Genomic DNA, 16,751 nt, shown 5'->3' with positions numbered 1-16,751 from the left:
GGAAACAGCAAGAGAGGAACATGATGCCGCCCGATCGACACAACCACCCGCCCGGACTCGGCTCCGGCCATCGGCCCGGACCAGCCCAAGCGGTGTACGGGATCTCGGTGGCCGCCGAACTGGCCGGAATGGGGGCGCATTCGCTGCGCCTGTACGAAGAGCACGGCCTGGTCACACCGGCCCGCAGCGCAGGGGGCACCCGCCGCTACAGCGACGACGACCTCGCACGACTGGCGCGCATCGCCGCCCTCACCGGGCAGGGAATCAATCTCGTCGCGATCGCCCGCATCCTCGAACTCGAAGATGCGAACACCGCGCTACGCGACACCAACGCCGCACTCACCGCCGAACGCGATCAGCTACGCGAGCACCGCGATTCGTAACGACCGACGCCCCCACTCGACCATCGCCCCACATCACCAGAGCTGGCCGCTCGTACAGCCTCAACAGGCTCCTGGTCGACGCTCTGGACAGCCTGCCCACGTTCGTGCCTCAACCTGCGTTCGAAGTTGCACCGCAACGTATTTCGTGCCTGCTGCCCAGCGGGGCGAGGCGTGCGTTATCGGCCACATGCGCCTTGGCGGAGGGCGCGTCGAAGACCGCCGCAGTCCTGGTGGTCTGGAGCGAGGATGATCGGATCGTCCCGCCGTCCTACGTGAATGAGTACGTCGCCCGGATCCCCGGCGGCACCGCGCATGTCCTGCCCGGATCCCGGCACATTCCACAGGTCGAGCAGATGGAGGCGAGGCTCGAAGTTCGTGTTCGTCTTTTTCACCGGCCAGTAATCGGAACGCATCGGACAGTAGGGCCCACGCTGATAGCGTTCCAGGGCCATCGGCGTGCGTATCGAGCCGATGACGTACCGAGGCAACGAAAGTCGGGGTGCAGGACGACCCGGCCCGGAACTGGAGACAGTGAACATGGAGTCATACGTACGCGGCGAGGAGTATCCCGGTCTTCTTCACGAGACAATCGGCGCGAACCTGGAACGCACCGTGTCCGCACATCCCGATCGTGAGGCTCTGGTAGAGGTCGCGAGTGGCCGGCGATGGACCTGGGCCGAGTTCGACGCTGACGTCAACCGGACCGCACGCGGACTGGTGGCCGCCGGCATCACCAAGGGCGACCGGGTCGGAATCTGGTCGCCGAACTGTGCGGAGTGGACTCTCACCCAGTACGCCACCGCCAAGATCGGCGCGATTCTGGTGAACGTGAACCCTGCATACCGCGCTAACGAGTTCAGCTTCGCGGTCAACCACAGCGGATTGTCCCTGCTCGTAGCGGCCACCAGCTTCAAGACCTCCGACTATCGCGGCATGATCGAGCAGACCCGTGAGAATTGCCCGACCCTGAAGCGGGTCGTCTACCTCGATACCGATGACTGGACCGACCTGCTCGCGCACGGCGATTCCCTCCCGCGAGACACCGTCGCAGAGAAGATGTCGGCCTTGGACCCGTTGGACCCCATCAACATTCAGTACACCTCGGGCACCACCGGGAATCCCAAGGGCGCGACGTTGAGCCATCGCAACATTCTCAACAACGGGTACTTCACCACCGAGCTGATCAATTTCACCGAGGAAGACCGGCTCTGTATTCCGGTGTCGTTCTACCATTGCTTCGGCATGGTGATGGGCAACCTCGGCTGCACCAGCCACGGCACGACCATGGTGATCCCGTCACCGGGTTTCGACCCGGCGATCACCCTGGAGACCATCCAGAACGAGCGTTGCACGGGCGTCTACGGCGTGCCGACGATGTTCATCGCGATGCAGAACCACCCGGACTTCGCCTCGTACGATCTGACGTCTTTGCGCACGGGAATCATGGCGGGGGCGCCGTGTCCGATCGAGGTGATGAAGCGCTGCATCAGCGATATGCACATGAGCGAGGTGTCGATCGCGTACGGGATGACCGAGACTTCGCCGGTCTCGACGCAAACCCGGGCCGATGACGACCTGGACCGGCGCACAGCCACCATCGGGCGGGTGCACCCCCACCTGGAGATCAAGATCATCGATACTCTGACCGGCCAGATCGCTGAGCGCGGACAAGCCGGAGAGTTCTGCACCCGGGGTTACTCGGTGATGCTCGGCTACTGGGACGAGCCACACAAGACCGCGGAGGCGATCGATGCCGACGGCTGGATGCATACCGGCGACCTCGCCGTGATGCGTGAAGACGGCTACTGCAACATCGTGGGCCGGATCAAGGACATGGTGATCCGCGGAGGAGAGAACATCTATCCGCGGGAGATCGAGGAGTTCCTGCACACCCACCCTGACATCGAGGACGTTCAGGTGATCGGCGTACCCGACAAGAAGTACGGTGAGGAGCTCTGCGCCTGGATCAAGATGCGCACCGGTGCGCATCCGTTGGACGCCGAGGCGGTGCGCTCGTTCGCGACCGGCAAGCTGGCGCACTACAAGATCCCCCGCTACGTGATGGTCGTCGACGAGTTCCCGATGACAGTCACCGGCAAGATCCGGAAGATCGTGATGAGGGAGCGGTCTGCCCGCGCCCTCGGGTTGACCGGGAGGGCCTCAGCTTGATCTCCGCGCTACTCTCGCTGTTCCGGACTACTGGCATGTGAGATCGACCAGCTCGGTGTAATGGATCGCGAAGCGGCCGATCTTCTATAACTGCTTTTCTGTTGTTGCACAAGGCTTCTGGTGTGGTTAGGTCGGTCGACCTATCGGAGGGAAGTCGTACGTGAGTGCTGGCTGCCGGAGTGTCTACCGGTTCGATCTCGAACGGAGTTGGGATCCGGTGTCGGGTCTGGCCGAGATCGGCGGGTAGGCGATCTGGGGTGTGTGAGCGCGGGGGCTGGGTGTGGGGCATGGTCAGTGGTTTGTGTTGGGGCCGAACAGGTTTCCCGACTTTTGGGTGAATCGTTTCCGGGGTTCACCGGGGTTCCAGGGGTTGGCGGCCACGACGCAGACGAAGGTTATCGGGCCCTGCTGACCAGGCCGGGCGATTCGAATTTGCCGTGCCGCACAACGTCATCGAATACCTGGATGCCCCTTGGACGGTCCGCTCGGGACAGCCATATGCGACACTGACGCTGTGCAGCCCAAGCGTAGAATTCACTTCGTGGGCAGCTTGCCCGCACAGTTGGACAGTCCAGACAAGGCAATGGCGTTCGCCGTCGACACAGCCGGTGAATTCCTGGACGGCGTGGTTCCCGGCGGTGAAGCGGATCCCTATCGCGCACAGTGGTACATCAGACCCATCATCGACCGGCTCGACAACATCCCGGCGCTGGAGCCCGTGCGCCGCGGTGATTGGTCGACGCTACGTTCCCGCAACACCTTTCGGCTTCGGACAGGCCGATCGCTGGCCGAAGCCGACATCGACTCCGCGCTCGGCTATGCGGTCGAGACCGGGCGCGCCCTCGAGGCGTTGGCCGATATGCGCCGAACCGATCCCGGACTTCGCTTGCAGGTAGGCATACCGACGCCCTTCGTCATCGGTTTCATCGCTTTCGAGGCACGGATGCTCGTGTGGCGTCGAGGTTCGGCGCGCGGCGGTGAGCGAGGCTTCCCCTATTACCGGCCGATTGTCGACGCCACTGTCAGGGAGATCGTCCGAATCCAGGAGACGTTGGGGGACAACGTCGTATTCCAACTCGAACTGGCCGCGGAGACGCTCCTGTGCGCGCGGACGCCCGCGTTCCTGCGGCAGCGCCTGGCCACCGCGGTGGGTCGAGCGATCGCACGCCTCGTGGCACGGGCGCCCCACGAGGCCCGTTTCGGAGTACATCTGTGCTACGGGAGCCTCGGCGACAAGCCCGCCGTGGCGCCGAGATCGACGGCTGCGGTCGTCGCGCTGGCCAACGCGATAGCGCGATACTGGCCTGCGGGAAGACATCTCGATTTCGTCCACCTGCCCATCGGCGACGGCAGACAGGCCCCGGTTCGGCCGCGGTACTACGCGCCCCTGGCACGCCTCGAAATGCCTGCCACTACCCGTGTTATCGCCGGGCTTGCGCTTCCGGCGCAGCCGCTCGCGCAAGCACGACAGGCACTGGCGGCGGCGGAGTCGGCCTACGGCGGCCCGTTGGATGTCGCGGCACCCTGTGGTCTAGGCCGCTATACGACCGTCGACCGGGCGCGGTCGGCGGTAGCACACGCAGTCGCCTTGGCTGAAACCGACCTGTGAAATGGTCGGTGGTCACAGCGACTACCCCGTCCGTCGTCGTTGGTCCGAGCGGTCTCGGAGCCGACCGTGCGCCCGGCAACGTCCGCCGATTTCTCGGCCTCCGCAGAACAACCGGGAATTGCACTCCGACGCCGACCATCAGTTCTGAAAGATCGGCGTCGACTGAACCCTCGGCAGTGGCACGAACACCGCTGGCGACGAACTCTTCGACGGTGCCATGCGGAAATCCAGGCCCGACCGGCGACGGCAGTGGGGTCAGGTGCTCGCAGACCAGTCGCCGAGTGCTGGATCATGTTGTGTCGGTGTATGGTTCGTCGACGGTTCGGATCGGCGGATCTGTGGAGGGGACACGCCTGCTGTGGCAATCAGCTACGGTTACATCCGTGGTCGAAGGAATGGAGGGCCCTGCGCTGGAAAACGACCGAACGCCGCACCCGTTCGAGGATCAGCTGAACTCCGCCCGGGTGTATGACTACCTGTTGGGCGGAAAGGACAACCGCGCGATCGACCGTGGCATGGCCCATCAAATGCTCTCTCGCGCACCCGAACTCAAGACCTTGGCCTGGTTCACCCGAAGTTTCCTGCGCACCGCGGTCGAGATGGCCGCTGAGGCAGGTATCCGTCAGTTCATCGATCTCGGCTCGGGTATCCCGAACTCGCCCAACGTGCATGAGGTGGCTCGGGAGATCGAGCCGACGGCGCGGGTGGTGTATGTGGACTACGACCCTGTCGTAGTCGCCCATTGCGATGCGCTGCTCGCCAAATCACCCGGTGTCGCAGCACTGCTCGGAGATGTTCGTCGTCCCCACGACATCCTCGATCAGCTGAACGACCGCGCCCTGATCGACCTCGACGAGCCAGTAGCCGTCATGTTCATCAGTGTGCTGCATTACGTGATGGACGACGAACACCCCGCCGAGATCACCGCCGCCTTCCGCGATCGGCTGGCACCGGGCAGTTACGTGGCGATCGCTCACGGCTCCAGCGATTCCGACCCAGAGATACTCCAGGTGCTCACCGGCACCAACAATACTTCAGCCCAAGTCGCCTTTCGGTCCACCGCGCAGACGGAGACATTCCTTGCCGGCTTCGAAGTGTTCGAACCTGGTGTGGTGCCGGTACAGCAGTGGCTACGCCCCGGCTTGCCGGACACTCGAATGGTCATGCTCGGTGCCATCGGACGCAAACCCTGAGCATCCGATATGGACAGGAGTAGTCTCGAACACGCCAGCTTGTCGGTCGCCTTCATTTCGAGCGTGAATCAGGTTCTGTCCCAGTCGATCAGAGAATGAAAAGATGAAGATCCTCAAAATTGTCGCTGGTGTCGTGTCGACGATCGCAACGGTCGCCGCGGTCACGACCGGTGCCTCGGTTGTCAATGCTCCTGTCGCCTCCGCCGCTCCCGGCGAGTTCCTCATCACCAGAGAAGTCCCCACCCTGGACGATCTCCACGCCCAGGTCGTGTTCCTGATCGAAACACCCGCCTCCGACGAGGCCAAGGCCGCCAATATGGAAGGCGGCATGAAGGCGGTCGTGGTCGCGCGCACCCTCTACAACCTCGGCCTGTTCCGAGCTCCGCTCGGGTCGAACGCGGTCACCGGTCCCGAAACCCAGAACGGCAATGTGCACACCGCGATGCTGCGCAGCAAGACAGCGGGACGACCGGATCTGGTTGCGCGGGTGGTGTGGAAGCGTATCGATGGCGTCTGGAAGCTGTCCAACAGCTCCGTGTGCGAGGGCGTCAAGGCCGTGGGGCTGGCGATGTCCTGTGACTTCTGACCGGCTCCCAGCATCGTGATCGACATCCGTGGACTCACCCTGAGCTACTCGGGCGTGACCGTCCTCGAAGTCCCGGAACTGAGCGTGGCCGACGGTGCGCTCACCTACCTGATCGGCCTGAACGGCACCGGCAAAACCACGCTGCTGCGGTGTATCTGCGGCATTATCGCGCCTGCCACCGGCACCGTCCGGGTCGACGACACCCTCATCCGGGCCCATCACGCCACACCGGCAACTCTCGGAATGCACCTCAACTACCGAGCTTTCGACCCACGCCACACCGCACGTCGGCACCTACGCTGGATCGCGCGCGCTCGTGGACTACCCACCGGCCGGGTCGGCGACGTCCTCGAGATCGTCGACCTGGTCCGGGTCGCCGATCGCCGACTGGCGCACTATTCGCTCGGGATGCTCCAACGTGTCGGCATCGCCGCCGCATTGCTCTGCGAGCCTCGAACCCTGCTGCTCGACGAACCTCTCAACGGCCTCGACATCGCGGGCATCCGCTGGATACGCGAACTCCTGCGCCGTCTCGCCGATGCCGGGACCTGCGTCCTGGTTGCCACGCACCTGCTCGATGAGGTCGAACGCAACGCCGACCACATCGTCATCCTCGGGAACCAGCGCATTCTGACCGACCAGCCGTTCGCCCACATCATGAACACCCTGGGGCCCGGGGAGACCAGCCTCGAAGACGCCTACCTGCGAATCGCTGGCCCACCAACCCAACTCACGTCCGGCGTGGCCCCATGAACAGTCCCGGTCCAGCCACCCTCATCCGCCGCGGCGTCGCCGCCGAATGGACCCGCACCACCGGGCGCAGCTTCCTGTGGACCGCCGCGGTCCCCCTCACCTTCGTGCTGCCGCTGGTCATCACCTTCGGAATCGCCGCCGTCGCAGAACGACTCGCCGCCCTCCCCGGACAGAGTTACGTAGCCACGGTCTCCACCACCAACTCCGTGTACTGGGTCATCACCTTTTCCGTGTCGATCATGATGGTCACCGCCGCCTACGCCCACGCCACCCAATGGCACGGTCAGACAAGCGATCTCAATGCCTTCCTGTTTCCCCGGTCATGGACGGTCGCGTTGGCCCGGTGGATCTACTACGGCGCCATCGCAGCGGTATCGACAACTGTTCTACTGATCGTCGTCATGGTCACACTGCCACACCAATTTCCCCACATCTATGGAGCTGTGAACGTCACCGACTCCGCCGGTATCCGGTTCCTCTGGACCGTCCCGACCTACGCCTTCGCCGCATGCGGAGTGGGTGTCGCGGTCGGGTCACTGATTCGCACTCCGTCCGCCGCGGTCGCCGTTCTCCTGTTCTGGGTCTACGTCGCAGAGAACGCCATCAACCTGCTGCCCCATGGATACACCCTGCAGGCCTACGCCCCGTTCCTCAACGCCGTCGCCGCAACCGGCCAGGAAGTCGCCTTCGTTCCTCGTTTCGGCCGCACGGGATCTCTGCTCTACTTCATCCTCGTCGCCGTCACCCTCTTCATCATCACGGCCGTTCTACCGATCCTCATGCGCCTGATGTCCAGGCGTCGCAGAACGCTCGCCGAATCAGACACAACCTGAGCCGAACCCCACGAGCCCGGCGACGCCGATTGTTCTCGGCCGCACGATTATCCAGAGACCGGGCGAACCTCGAGCGGGAGTTTTCCCGGCACAGGGATCGGACCCATGACTCGCGGCAACTTCTTGTTCGTGGCGGGCCGGAACTCCCACTTCGACAGCAGACTGCAGAGAGTCGTTTGCAGTTCCACCCACGCGAAATTGTTACCGATACACATCTGCTTGCCCATGCTGAACGGAACGAAGCTCCTGCATTTCGACCCGGAGTTCGAGGTCGACCACCTATCGGGGTCGAAAACGTTCGGCTCGGCGAAAATGTCCGGATTGCGGTGGATGGCCGCGATACTGTAGCCGATATTGGTGCCAGCGGGAAATGCGAAACCGTCGAGTTCGACCGTCGTGACGCTACGTCTCGTCTGCAGCAGTGCCGAATGGGTTCGCGTGACCTCGTTCAGGAACCGGTTCAGATAGTCGAGCTGGTCGAGGCTTCGGGGGCTGAGGTCTCCTGCGGCGGAAATCTCTTGCCGCAGTTTCGAAGCCACCTCCGGATGCTGTGACAACTCGTACAGAGCCCAGGTCAGTGCGGCGGTCGAGGCGTCGATCCCACCGAAGAGGATGGTCATGGCCTGCTCTACCAGGAACTCGTCACTACGGTTTTCCTCATCTGACGAATCCAGCAGGATGTCGATCAGGTCGTTCCGGCGGTCACCGCTGCCCCGGCGCGCGACGAGCAGCTCCCGGCAGTAGTCCCGCAGCTGCCTTCCTGCCGAGAGGAATTTGCGATTCACCGGCAATGGCAGGCTCGCCAGCCTCTTCGGCAGCACACTGCCCACTATGGCGCCTGCGCCTATGTCCTCGATCAGACCCGAGATGAGTTGTATCTCCTCGGTATCGGGTTCGTGCGAGAACATGGACCCCAGCAGGTTGGCGATCACCAATTCCAACATTGCGGAACGGACCTCGACGATCTGGCCTGGCCGCCACGAACTCGCCAGCACATCCGCGTTACGCTTCATGATGTGCGCGTAGCTTTCCAACTCTGTTCGATGGAACGCTGGTTGAAGCAGACGACGAATATCGTTGTGCTGCCGACCATCCGCGACGATCAGCGATTCCCCGAATATGAGCCGGATGCGTTCGAACAGGAGCCCTCGCTCGTAGGCGTCGGAGTTCTCCACCAACACCCTGTGCAGTAGTTCGAAATCGGTAATGACATAGACAACGAGATTTCCGATCTCGACACGCGCTATCTTCCCGACGCTGGCCAGATCCACCATGAACTGGACTGGATCGCGCCACAGTCTCCAACCGTGTCCGACAACAGGCAAACGTCCAGGCCCGCACGGGACGTCACGAAGGTCCACTGTCTCTCGCCCCCTCTTTCAGCAGGTCCAAGGCTGAGGACTTGGAGGATCCGATCACGATCGCCGATGCCCGTTGCCGATCCACACGATACCTTAGCCCGGACTTTGCGCGACAGCGGGTTGACAAGCGAAAACATCTGTCCCGCAAGGCATGATGACACCTGCTGACGATTCTTCGTGGTCCCGGAACCCGCCTGGTCCAGCCAAAAGGCCCCCAAACACCCCGGGACGGTTCAGCGCTCGCCGGCCGCATCCCGGTGATCCATCCCACATGATCGCGACCAGCTAGAACCGAATCCCAACAGGGTTGAGCCGCAACAGATCCAACCGGCGATAGAACCGACCGCATCGGCGCGGCGGCCGACCGAGATCCCGAATCAGCAACAGCGACAAGCGGTTCGACGACCGCGTGGACGAGGCAGCCGACCGCAACGAAGCCGACGACGAATAGCTGAACGCAGGGTGCGGTGAGATCCAGCAGTATGGCGCAGATCGTGCAGGCGATATGAGGCGATATGGATTGTCAGGGTTCGGAGACGGCTGCTTCGTAGGCGCGAAGCGTCGCTATGACCAGGGCACGCTCCTCGGCCGTCAATGGGCCCAACGCGGCGCGCCAGCCGCGGTCAGCACCACCCAGCCAGGCCGCTACCGCCGTTCGATGGGAGTCGGCGATGGTAACAAGGATTCGCCGCCGATCGTTGTCGTCGGTCTGCCGCTCGACGACGCCTTGACGATTGAGATCGGCGACCATGAGACTCACGGTCGTGGGCGCCACCTGCAGTCGCTCGGCCAGCTCGTTCACCGTCAGCGGCCCGTCGAACAGCACATAAGTCAGCAACGAAAGATGACGTGGCGCCAAGTCGAACGATCGCAAGGCCTCTGGAACCGGCAGGCGTTTCGCGCGCCCGACCAACCGTGGCATGAGCAGCACCATGGCGCGAACGCTGTCGTCGAGGGATGGACCAGGCTCCGTTGACATAACCTTTCCCTCCAAACTATCTTTGCTTACAAAGCAAATTGCCGAACCAGGTCCCTATGGTCCCACGCGAACGTGCGGATCCCACGCTCCATCAAGGAGAGACACAGTGATCGAACCAGGCGTACGCCCCAGAGCACTGACTGTCGGATTACGTCCACAAGCCATGGACTACAGCCGCTTGCCCGATCTGGACGAGACACAATTGACCGCCCGGATCGCCGCCGCGAACGATGCCTTGCGGGACACCGAATTCGATATCACTCCATGCCTGATCAGCGCATCGCCCGACGAAGCCGAAACCGAAATACGGACACTGCTCGCCGATCAGCGATTCGACTTCGTCATGATCGGCGGCGCGGTACGAGCCCTCCCCGGGCACACCGTGCTGTTCGAGCGCATCATCAACGCCGTAGTCGAAGCGGCCCCGGGAATTCGATTCTGCTTCAACACTTCACCCGAGACCACCCTGGACGCGCTCCGCCGAGTATCCGCGTCCGCCTGAACTCGCGACACGCACCGACGCCGAACCGATTGTCCGGCTGTCACCGGGGCACAGCCCCGGACACACAGCCGATGGACCGCGCTTCGCCGAATGCGCTGCAATCCCGCTGGGCGGTCGTTCGAGAACCATGCCGTCAGCACATTCCTAGCCGAGTACACACCGCCGGTAATCATAACGGCGAGGCTTACGCCCGGGGGGCGGTACCAGCTGGGCCAACTCGAGGCCGACCGGCGCTGCCCAGCGGATTCTGGCCTGGGTTCGGTGGCATCGTCGTCGGCCGCGCGGCTTCCCGTCCACTCAGCGGGATCGGCGTCTCCACGTGGGCCCGTCGACGAGGCGCGTTCGTTCGCGCCGAGCGCGAGCCGGGCAGCAGGAACGATGGTGGTGCGAACCGCACGCGTGCGCGCGACCGCGGGGTGCTGACCACTACGGCCTGTTCGGAGGACTCCCATTCGCACACCCACAACCCGCCGAGCACCAGAACCCGCGGAGACCGACCGTCGCCCAAAGCCACGGTGATCGGCTCACCAGTGTATTCACCCCACACCACCCACCAGTGCGACCGGGAACCGACGGTGAGTGATCCGGAAACCCCGACAGCCATCTCGCCGCGGCCGGACCACTGCCGCCACAGCAGTTCGTCGTGCGTCGCTTCGGTTCTCGCCTCGTTTTGTCCGGGATACCGGACCCGGAAACACCGGTCCGCGGCCCGCCACTGCAGCTGCATGCCCGACAGTGGCAACAGCGTTTCCTCGATAGCTGGATCGTTCGTGTTGGCTGGCACCCCGGAACCTTTCTCTGCAAACCCGCCCGCTGCGTGGCTTACCCGGGCATTACCCACCAGGTACTTACCAAACCGTGACCACCGCAACGAGATCCGCGCACCCCGCCATGCATCGACGCGTGAAACCGCTTCCGGCGGCCCAGGCACTGCACGAATCCGCTGCGATACGACCTCAGTGCAGACCGAAAGAGTATCGCCCCAACGTCCATCGGACCGCGGTGAGAGCTTCAGACCATGAGCCATTGAGCCGAGACCGCAGGGCGGGCCCATAGTCCGCGGCATCGAGCTCGGCCCGCAGGTCCACCAGGCGGCGTTCGAGCAATCGCGCATCCGCGGCATTCATCCCGTCGCGCGCGTGCTCGAGCGCGACCAGCACGCGCCGCTGCAACCCATCCACGAAGCCGCGCCTCCCTTTCCAGCTCCCGCCGCGCCCCACCTCTCGGGGCACGGCCCGTTGCTCGCTTACCCACGGTTTCCGCATTGAAACAGCTGCCCTGTGCGCCACCGAAAGGTGAATGTGGCTCTTGGGCAACCCATCCCGGGCATCGCGGCGTATCGCGGGGCGAACGACTTCACCCGCGATACGGTCGCCGTGGGTGAGTCCCTCGCGGCGCCCCAGGCGTGCCGATCTCAATTCGTGGTCGGCGTATTTCCGTCAATGCCCTGGACTCTGCCGGCTTGCCGGAGCGCGTACAGGACGCAGCGCAGTCGCGATTCGACGGTGCCGAACAAGTGCGCGATTACGCTGCGCCCCACCGCCGATCGTCGGCTCAGTCACGGAGTGCTTGGTGACGCAGTGCGGTGAGGGTTGCGGAGAGGATGCGCGAGACTTGCATCTGGGATACGCCGATCTGTTCGGCGATTTGAGTCTGGGTCCGGTTCTCGAAGAACCGCAGATGCAGTACCTCGCGTTCACGGGCCGGGAGTTCACGCAGCAGCGGGGCGATCGCGAGGGCATCCTCGGTGAGTTGATACCCGTTGTCCTCGCCGCCGAGTTCCCTGGCCAGTTGCGCAGCCCCGGGCTCGCGGCCGGTGTCGTCGGGGGACCCGTCGATGGTATCGGCGTTGTAGGCGTTGGCAGCCAGCAGTGCTTGGGTGACCTCGACGCGGTCGACGTCTAGTTCGGCGGCCAGTTCCGAGGCATTGGGCATGCGGTGCAGTCGGTGGGCCAGTCGCTCGGTGGCCGGACCGAGGGCGGCCTGCAACTCCTTGGTGGGGCGTGGAACGCGCACCATCCAGGTGCGGTCGCGGAAGTGGCGGCGTACTTCGCCCATGACCGTGGGGACGGCGAAGGCCAGAAACGAGACGCCTCTCCCCGGGTCGAACCGGTCTACCGCGAGCACCACCCCGAGTGAGGCCACCTGATACAAGTCCTCATAGGTTTCCCCACGCCGCGAGTAGCGGCGGGTGATGTGCTCGGCCAAGGGCAGGCACAGATCGATGATTTGTTCGCGCAGCCGAACGCGTTCGGGATCCCCACAGGGCAGCGCCACCATCTTCTCGAGCCAAGGCTCGATGTCGTCGTAGGTGTCATTGCCCCGGTTGGACCGCGACACAGGTGCGGACCGGGCGGTGAGAGAGGAGGTCATCGGATGCTCCGGGCGGCCCCATTCACTGCGCGTCGGCGCTGGGGTTGAACGCCGCAACGTCAGAAAGCCGCAGAACTCGAGTATTGCCGAACCCCGCGGCGCGGTCAGTACAGAAAACGAACCGCGCGATCCACCATGCGAAAGAAATAGATTCGGTGGCCACAGTCCCCCGGCGAGAGATCTCGGACGACGAGAGCGAACCGACCACCGAACTGCTGCTCGCGCACAAACCTCCCGAGGATCGCGAACACGTCGCCGAAGCCATCGCCCGCTCCGAGGACCAGAGCGAGCCCTTCTCCAGCCGACACAGGTTCACCACGGGCGTCGAACATTCGGTCACTCACGAATCCATGCCGGAGAGACCTTGCGGGGTCGACTCGTCGGACTCGAGTTCTTCGCCTTCGGGATGCTCGTCAGCGTGTGTGGGTTTGGTGTGCTCCTCGGCGAAGTCCGCGTCCTGCTGCATCGATTCCGCAGTTATCGGGTCTATGTCCGGCCCGCCCATCTCATCTTCCGCCCGATTCGTCTCGGGCTTCCCGGTCTCGTTCATCTCATGCATCGGATCAGCCTCCTATTCGAGTCGAGATCACCGCGAAAAACCGCAGGACCAATACTCGGCGTTCATGTTCGGGCAACTGCGCGATCAGCACCCCCCGCGCACCACAGCTCAACCGGTGGCAAGCATGTGGATTGCCCGGTTCTGTTTGCCGGGCAATCCGCTCACACTGCAGTTCAGGGTCAGTTCTGTTGATGTGCGCGCTGTCGCTTTTCATCGGCTTCCGCCCGAGCGCGCTCCTTCTCGGCCTCGGCCTCCTTCTTGGCGGCCTCACGCTGAGCATCGGCCCGGTCCTGCTGGCTTCGGCCCTCCTTGCGAAGCTCGTCGTTGCCCAGAACCGATCCGGCGGCCTCCTTCGCCTTTCCCTTCACCCCTTCGGCAGCACCCTCGAGACCCTCGCGAGTACCGCTCTTCTCGTGCTCAGACAATGCATTCACCTCCAAAACGTCCGAATCAATGACCTCGTCCGCCTACCCGGCGCAGCACCACCGAAACGGCCAGCACGGGGCCCGGGGTCCGCGCGGGACAAGATCACCGCATAACAAACGACCTGCCGGTGGGGCATGACGTGGCGCAGGCGACCTGTCGCGAGGCTGGTCGAATAGTCGACGCGGCCAAGTCCCACGTAACACGTGATGACGCTGATTCTCGCCTGGCTGGCGACGGGGTGCCGTGCAGCAGCAATCGCTGCTTACGTGGACTCGATGGCCCACCGGATCACAGTCACCTATCGCCTCGAAAAACATGTTTGAAACCGCGGTAACCGGGTGTCCCGGTGAAGCGTGTTCGTCATTACAAGGAAGGGACGACCGATATGCCCGCGACAGGTGTCTCAGGGGGTCACGATAAGCGGCCGGCGCAAGAAGCGGTCGAGCAGGATGCGGTGGTGCGTTGGCCGGACCCGAGTCCCTTGAACGCGTGGTGGGCAGAGGTCATGGCGGGGTGCAGTGTCTCGCCGCCTTGAACCGATGGTAAGCGATGACCAGATCGACGATCGACAGATATTGTTCAATTCCGTTGTCCAACAATAATATTCGGCACACTCGACCGTTAGGAACCCACCGCGACCTCGCCGGATCAGCGTTTGCGCCCCGGGCTGGCGGGTGAGCCCGAGCAGTTTCGGATCCGTGGTCGTCGCGACCCGCCAGATCGCCGCGCCCTTGGGCCCGATCCGCTCCGGAAAGAGTGGGACACATCGAGCCCGCCCCCTCGGCACAACTTCTACGAACTACCTCGCATCCGCTCCGAACGCCCGGCGTTCGAACTGCACTACCCGCACATGGCCGAACGGATGCGCGCAGAATCCCACGTCGGCTGGGGCCGTCAGGAGCCGGGAAACACCCGCACGCAGGCGGTCACCGAAACCGGTGACACCCGAGACGAACCGAGCGGGCATTGCCCGCAATTCCGCATATGCCGCCGCGCTGCCGGGCAGCGCAACGATTCGAAAGACACACGATGACACCCATCTGGACGATCGAAACACCGACCCCTGTCCGCCTACACGTCACTCCCGGCCTGCGGTACGAGGTCCTCGTTGTCGGCGGTGGGCTCACCGGCCTGGTCACCGCATTGCTGCTGGCCGAGCACGGGGTCGAGTGCGCGGTTCTGGAAAGCGGCCGCATCGGCGCAGGCACCACCGGTGCGAGCACCGCCAAAATCAGCCTGCTGCAAGGGGTTCGGGCACAGCAGATCCGCCGCCGTCATTCCGAGCGAATGCTGCGCGCGTACCTGCAGGCCAATCACGAGGCCCACCAATGGCTCAGGCAGTTCTGTGAAAGCCGAGATGTGGCCATTCAGAATGCCGACGCGTTCACCTACGCGCAGTCCGATCGTGAACTCGCGGCTGTGCGCCGGGAATACGATGTCCTGCGGGCCGCAGGGCTGCCGGTGGAACTCGTCGGCACTCTCGATACGCCGTTCCCGGTCGCAGGCGCTGTGCGGCTCGGCGATCAGTCACAGGTGAACCCGATGCCGCTGCTGACCGTGCTCGCCGCGGAGGTCGAATCCCACGGCATACCTATCTACGAATCCAGTCCTGTGCGTGCAGTGAGCAGCGGGTCAGGGAATGAGCAGCTCGTCGAGACCGCGCACGGCGTGGTCCGCGCGAGCACGGTCGTGCTGGCGACCGGCACACCGATTCTGGATCGCGGCGGCTTCTTCGCCCGGCTGGTGCCACAGCGCTCCTATCTGACCGCGTACCGGCTCAGTGACCCGATCCCGTCCGGCATGTACATCAGCGCCGGTCAGCCCACCCGCTCGGTACGTTCGATCCCCGACCCCGACGGCGAGGTCCTGCTGGTCGGCGGTAATGGCCACGTGGTCGGTCGCCAGGACCGCACCGCCGAGGCCGTCGCCGAGCTCATCACCTGGACCGCGCAATGGTTCCCCGGCGCCACCCCGCTGACCAGTTGGTCCGCGCAGGATTACCACCCCACCGGAGAACTGCCCTTCGCCGGCTCACTGCTGCCGGGCCGCGACGAGATCCTGTTGGGCACCGGCTACGCCAAGTGGGGGCTGACCAACGGTGTCGCCGCCGCGCACCTGCTCGTCGGCCAGCTCACCGGCCGCACCCCCGACTGGTCACAGGCCTTCGCCACCTGGCGGCTGTTCGACTGGAAATCGCTGCCCGCCGCCCTGCGCGCCAACGCCGGTGTCGCTCAGCAGTTTTCATCCGGCTGGCTCGGCGCCGCCCGCGCCGCGCCCGACACGGCGACGCCGCGGGAAGGGACCGGTCGGGTCGAGCGTCATCTGCCGTGCCCCGCCGCCACCAGCACCGTGGATGGCACGACCACCACCGTCTCGGCAGTTTGCCCGCACCTGGCAGGCATCGTGCGCTGGAACCCCGCCGAACGATCATGGGACTGCCCACTGCACGGTTCCCGTTTCGCCGCCGATGGCTCACTCCTGGAAGGTCCCGCCACCCGCTCCCTACCCCAGCTCACCTCCTCGAGCACCGCGGCCGCGCCGAAATCGGAGCGATGAGCAAGACAGACCGAGAAGTCACGGCAGCCCGTAGTCCTTCCTGCGCCGAAACAGAACCACCGCGACCAGTACCGGGATGGCCAGCAGTATCAATAATTCCATGATCTGCGGCTACCCGATTTCGCAAATACCGACAGCTGTGCGGGTATGTATTCGGCCGCCCGAGGCCCAGGCCGCCGATTGCCGGGCACCGCCCGCTTGCGAAGCGTGTAGTCCCGTGAGCCGAGGGTAGGTCGCGGACGTGCGGAGGGCTGCCCGAGGCAGCAACCCCCGTTGAATGGTGTACGTCCGGCCGATCGCGCCTGCCTGATCGACTCCGCGGGAGCATGACGCGAACTCGACTGGCCGCCAAAGCATTAGGCACTCGATATCGCCCAAGGACTCACGGCCGCACGGCGGACCGATCGCTGCGGCCACAGAGCCCCGGCCTTTGTCCCACCACAGCTGCAACCGCATCCCGGGCACACCG

Annotated in this window: 16 protein-coding genes and 1 pseudogene; 10 read left to right on the top strand and 7 right to left on the bottom strand. The window is 64.2% G+C overall.

All coding sequences use genetic code 11. The annotated features are described in order from the left end of the window. Positions 1 to 23: 23 nt before the first annotated feature. From NM2_RS41270 to NM2_RS41235, 7 genes are all read left to right on the top strand, one after another. Positions 24 to 383 (top strand): MerR family transcriptional regulator, encoded by a 360-nt coding sequence (locus tag NM2_RS41270; RefSeq protein ID WP_157121738.1) that lies wholly within the window; start codon positions 24 to 26, stop codon positions 381 to 383. Positions 384 to 920: 537 nt separating this feature from the next. After that, positions 921 to 2,552, top strand: coding sequence for an AMP-binding protein (locus NM2_RS41260; protein ID WP_067681657.1), 1,632 nt, complete (start codon positions 921 to 923; stop codon positions 2,550 to 2,552). A gap of 541 nt (positions 2,553 to 3,093) precedes the next feature. Next, positions 3,094 to 4,161, top strand: a complete 1,068-nt coding sequence (locus NM2_RS41255) for a hypothetical protein (RefSeq protein ID WP_157121736.1) — start codon at positions 3,094 to 3,096, stop codon at positions 4,159 to 4,161. Between the two features lie 296 nt (positions 4,162 to 4,457). Beyond that, complete coding sequence (locus NM2_RS41250; protein ID WP_245718483.1) at positions 4,458 to 5,354, top strand: SAM-dependent methyltransferase; 897 nt, start codon at positions 4,458 to 4,460, stop codon at positions 5,352 to 5,354. 103 nt (positions 5,355 to 5,457) lie between these two features. Further along, positions 5,458 to 5,940 carry an MTB12 C-terminal domain-containing protein gene (locus NM2_RS41245; RefSeq protein ID WP_067681628.1) on the top strand — a complete coding sequence of 161 codons (483 nt, stop codon included), beginning with the start codon at positions 5,458 to 5,460 and terminating at the stop codon, positions 5,938 to 5,940. A gap of 15 nt (positions 5,941 to 5,955) precedes the next feature. After that, positions 5,956 to 6,693, top strand: a complete 738-nt coding sequence (locus NM2_RS41240) for an ABC transporter ATP-binding protein (RefSeq protein ID WP_067681625.1) — start codon at positions 5,956 to 5,958, stop codon at positions 6,691 to 6,693. Next, positions 6,690 to 7,526, top strand: coding sequence for a hypothetical protein (locus NM2_RS41235; protein WP_067681622.1), 837 nt, complete (start codon positions 6,690 to 6,692; stop codon positions 7,524 to 7,526). The genes NM2_RS41240 and NM2_RS41235 overlap by 4 nt, the downstream gene beginning before the upstream one ends. A gap of 47 nt (positions 7,527 to 7,573) precedes the next feature. On the opposite strand, the gene NM2_RS41230 is transcribed toward NM2_RS41235, so the two are convergent. Both NM2_RS41230 and NM2_RS41225 read right to left on the bottom strand, forming a co-directional pair. Next, on the bottom strand, positions 7,574 to 8,887 hold the full coding sequence (locus NM2_RS41230; protein WP_084532071.1) for a cytochrome P450: 1,314 nt from the start codon (positions 8,885 to 8,887) through the stop codon (positions 7,574 to 7,576). A gap of 523 nt (positions 8,888 to 9,410) precedes the next feature. After that, the gene (locus NM2_RS41225; RefSeq protein ID WP_245718482.1) at positions 9,411 to 9,821 is read right to left on the bottom strand and encodes a MarR family winged helix-turn-helix transcriptional regulator; all 411 of its coding nucleotides are present in this window, start codon (positions 9,819 to 9,821) and stop codon (positions 9,411 to 9,413) included. 151 nt (positions 9,822 to 9,972) lie between these two features. Between NM2_RS41225 and NM2_RS41220 the strand changes: the two genes are divergently transcribed. Beyond that, positions 9,973 to 10,368 carry a hypothetical protein gene (locus NM2_RS41220; protein ID WP_067681613.1) on the top strand — a complete coding sequence of 132 codons (396 nt, stop codon included), beginning with the start codon at positions 9,973 to 9,975 and terminating at the stop codon, positions 10,366 to 10,368. Between the two features lie 956 nt (positions 10,369 to 11,324). Here the strand turns inward: NM2_RS41220 and NM2_RS41210 are convergent. From NM2_RS41210 to mbp1, 5 genes are all read right to left on the bottom strand, one after another. Beyond that, the gene (locus NM2_RS41210) at positions 11,325 to 11,549 is read right to left on the bottom strand and encodes a hypothetical protein (RefSeq protein WP_157121734.1); all 225 of its coding nucleotides are present in this window, start codon (positions 11,547 to 11,549) and stop codon (positions 11,325 to 11,327) included. Positions 11,550 to 11,922: 373 nt separating this feature from the next. Beyond that, the gene (locus NM2_RS41205) at positions 11,923 to 12,741 is read right to left on the bottom strand and encodes a SigB/SigF/SigG family RNA polymerase sigma factor (RefSeq protein WP_067681603.1); all 819 of its coding nucleotides are present in this window, start codon (positions 12,739 to 12,741) and stop codon (positions 11,923 to 11,925) included. A 104-nt stretch (positions 12,742 to 12,845) separates the two neighbouring features. After that, positions 12,846 to 13,073, bottom strand: a complete 228-nt coding sequence (locus tag NM2_RS53550) for a hypothetical protein (protein ID WP_157121732.1) — start codon at positions 13,071 to 13,073, stop codon at positions 12,846 to 12,848. An 8-nt stretch (positions 13,074 to 13,081) separates the two neighbouring features. Further along, complete coding sequence (locus tag NM2_RS41195; protein WP_067681598.1) at positions 13,082 to 13,300, bottom strand: hypothetical protein; 219 nt, start codon at positions 13,298 to 13,300, stop codon at positions 13,082 to 13,084. A gap of 179 nt (positions 13,301 to 13,479) precedes the next feature. After that, positions 13,480 to 13,725, bottom strand: a complete 246-nt coding sequence (mbp1, locus tag NM2_RS41190; RefSeq protein ID WP_067681648.1) for a microaggregate-binding protein 1 — start codon at positions 13,723 to 13,725, stop codon at positions 13,480 to 13,482. Positions 13,726 to 14,480: 755 nt separating this feature from the next. On the opposite strand from mbp1, the pseudogene NM2_RS52225 reads away from it, so the two are divergent. Both NM2_RS52225 and NM2_RS41180 read left to right on the top strand, forming a co-directional pair. Continuing rightward, positions 14,481 to 14,759 (top strand): annotated as a pseudogene (locus NM2_RS52225) (hypothetical protein); the annotation flags it as partial. Further along, positions 14,756 to 16,282, top strand: coding sequence for an FAD-dependent oxidoreductase (locus NM2_RS41180; protein ID WP_067681592.1), 1,527 nt, complete (start codon positions 14,756 to 14,758; stop codon positions 16,280 to 16,282). The pseudogene NM2_RS52225 and the gene NM2_RS41180, both read left to right, overlap by 4 nt. The last annotated feature ends 469 nt before the right edge of the window (positions 16,283 to 16,751 follow it).

The sequence above is a fragment of the Nocardia miyunensis NBRC 108239 genome (genome assembly GCF_001613065.1).
GTDB classification, from domain to species: domain Bacteria; phylum Actinomycetota; class Actinomycetes; order Mycobacteriales; family Mycobacteriaceae; genus Nocardia; species Nocardia miyunensis.
Note: the sequence above shows the minus strand (reverse complement) of the source record. Positions and strands in the feature narration are given on the sequence as shown.

Coding starts and splice junctions, on each gene's coding strand:
- NM2_RS41270 (WP_157121738.1), top strand. CDS start 24: ATGCCGCCCGATCGACACAACCACCCGCCCGGACTCGGCTCCGGCCAT.
- NM2_RS41260 (WP_067681657.1), top strand. CDS start 921: ATGGAGTCATACGTACGCGGCGAGGAGTATCCCGGTCTTCTTCACGAG.
- NM2_RS41245 (WP_067681628.1), top strand. CDS start 5,458: ATGAAGATCCTCAAAATTGTCGCTGGTGTCGTGTCGACGATCGCAACG.
- NM2_RS41235 (WP_067681622.1), top strand. CDS start 6,690: ATGAACAGTCCCGGTCCAGCCACCCTCATCCGCCGCGGCGTCGCCGCC.
- NM2_RS41225 (WP_245718482.1), bottom strand. CDS start 9,821: ATGGTGCTGCTCATGCCACGGTTGGTCGGGCGCGCGAAACGCCTGCCG.
- NM2_RS41205 (WP_067681603.1), bottom strand. CDS start 12,741: ATGACCTCCTCTCTCACCGCCCGGTCCGCACCTGTGTCGCGGTCCAAC.
- NM2_RS53550 (WP_157121732.1), bottom strand. CDS start 13,073: ATGTTCGACGCCCGTGGTGAACCTGTGTCGGCTGGAGAAGGGCTCGCT.
- NM2_RS41195 (WP_067681598.1), bottom strand. CDS start 13,300: ATGCATGAGATGAACGAGACCGGGAAGCCCGAGACGAATCGGGCGGAA.
- NM2_RS41180 (WP_067681592.1), top strand. CDS start 14,756: ATGACACCCATCTGGACGATCGAAACACCGACCCCTGTCCGCCTACAC.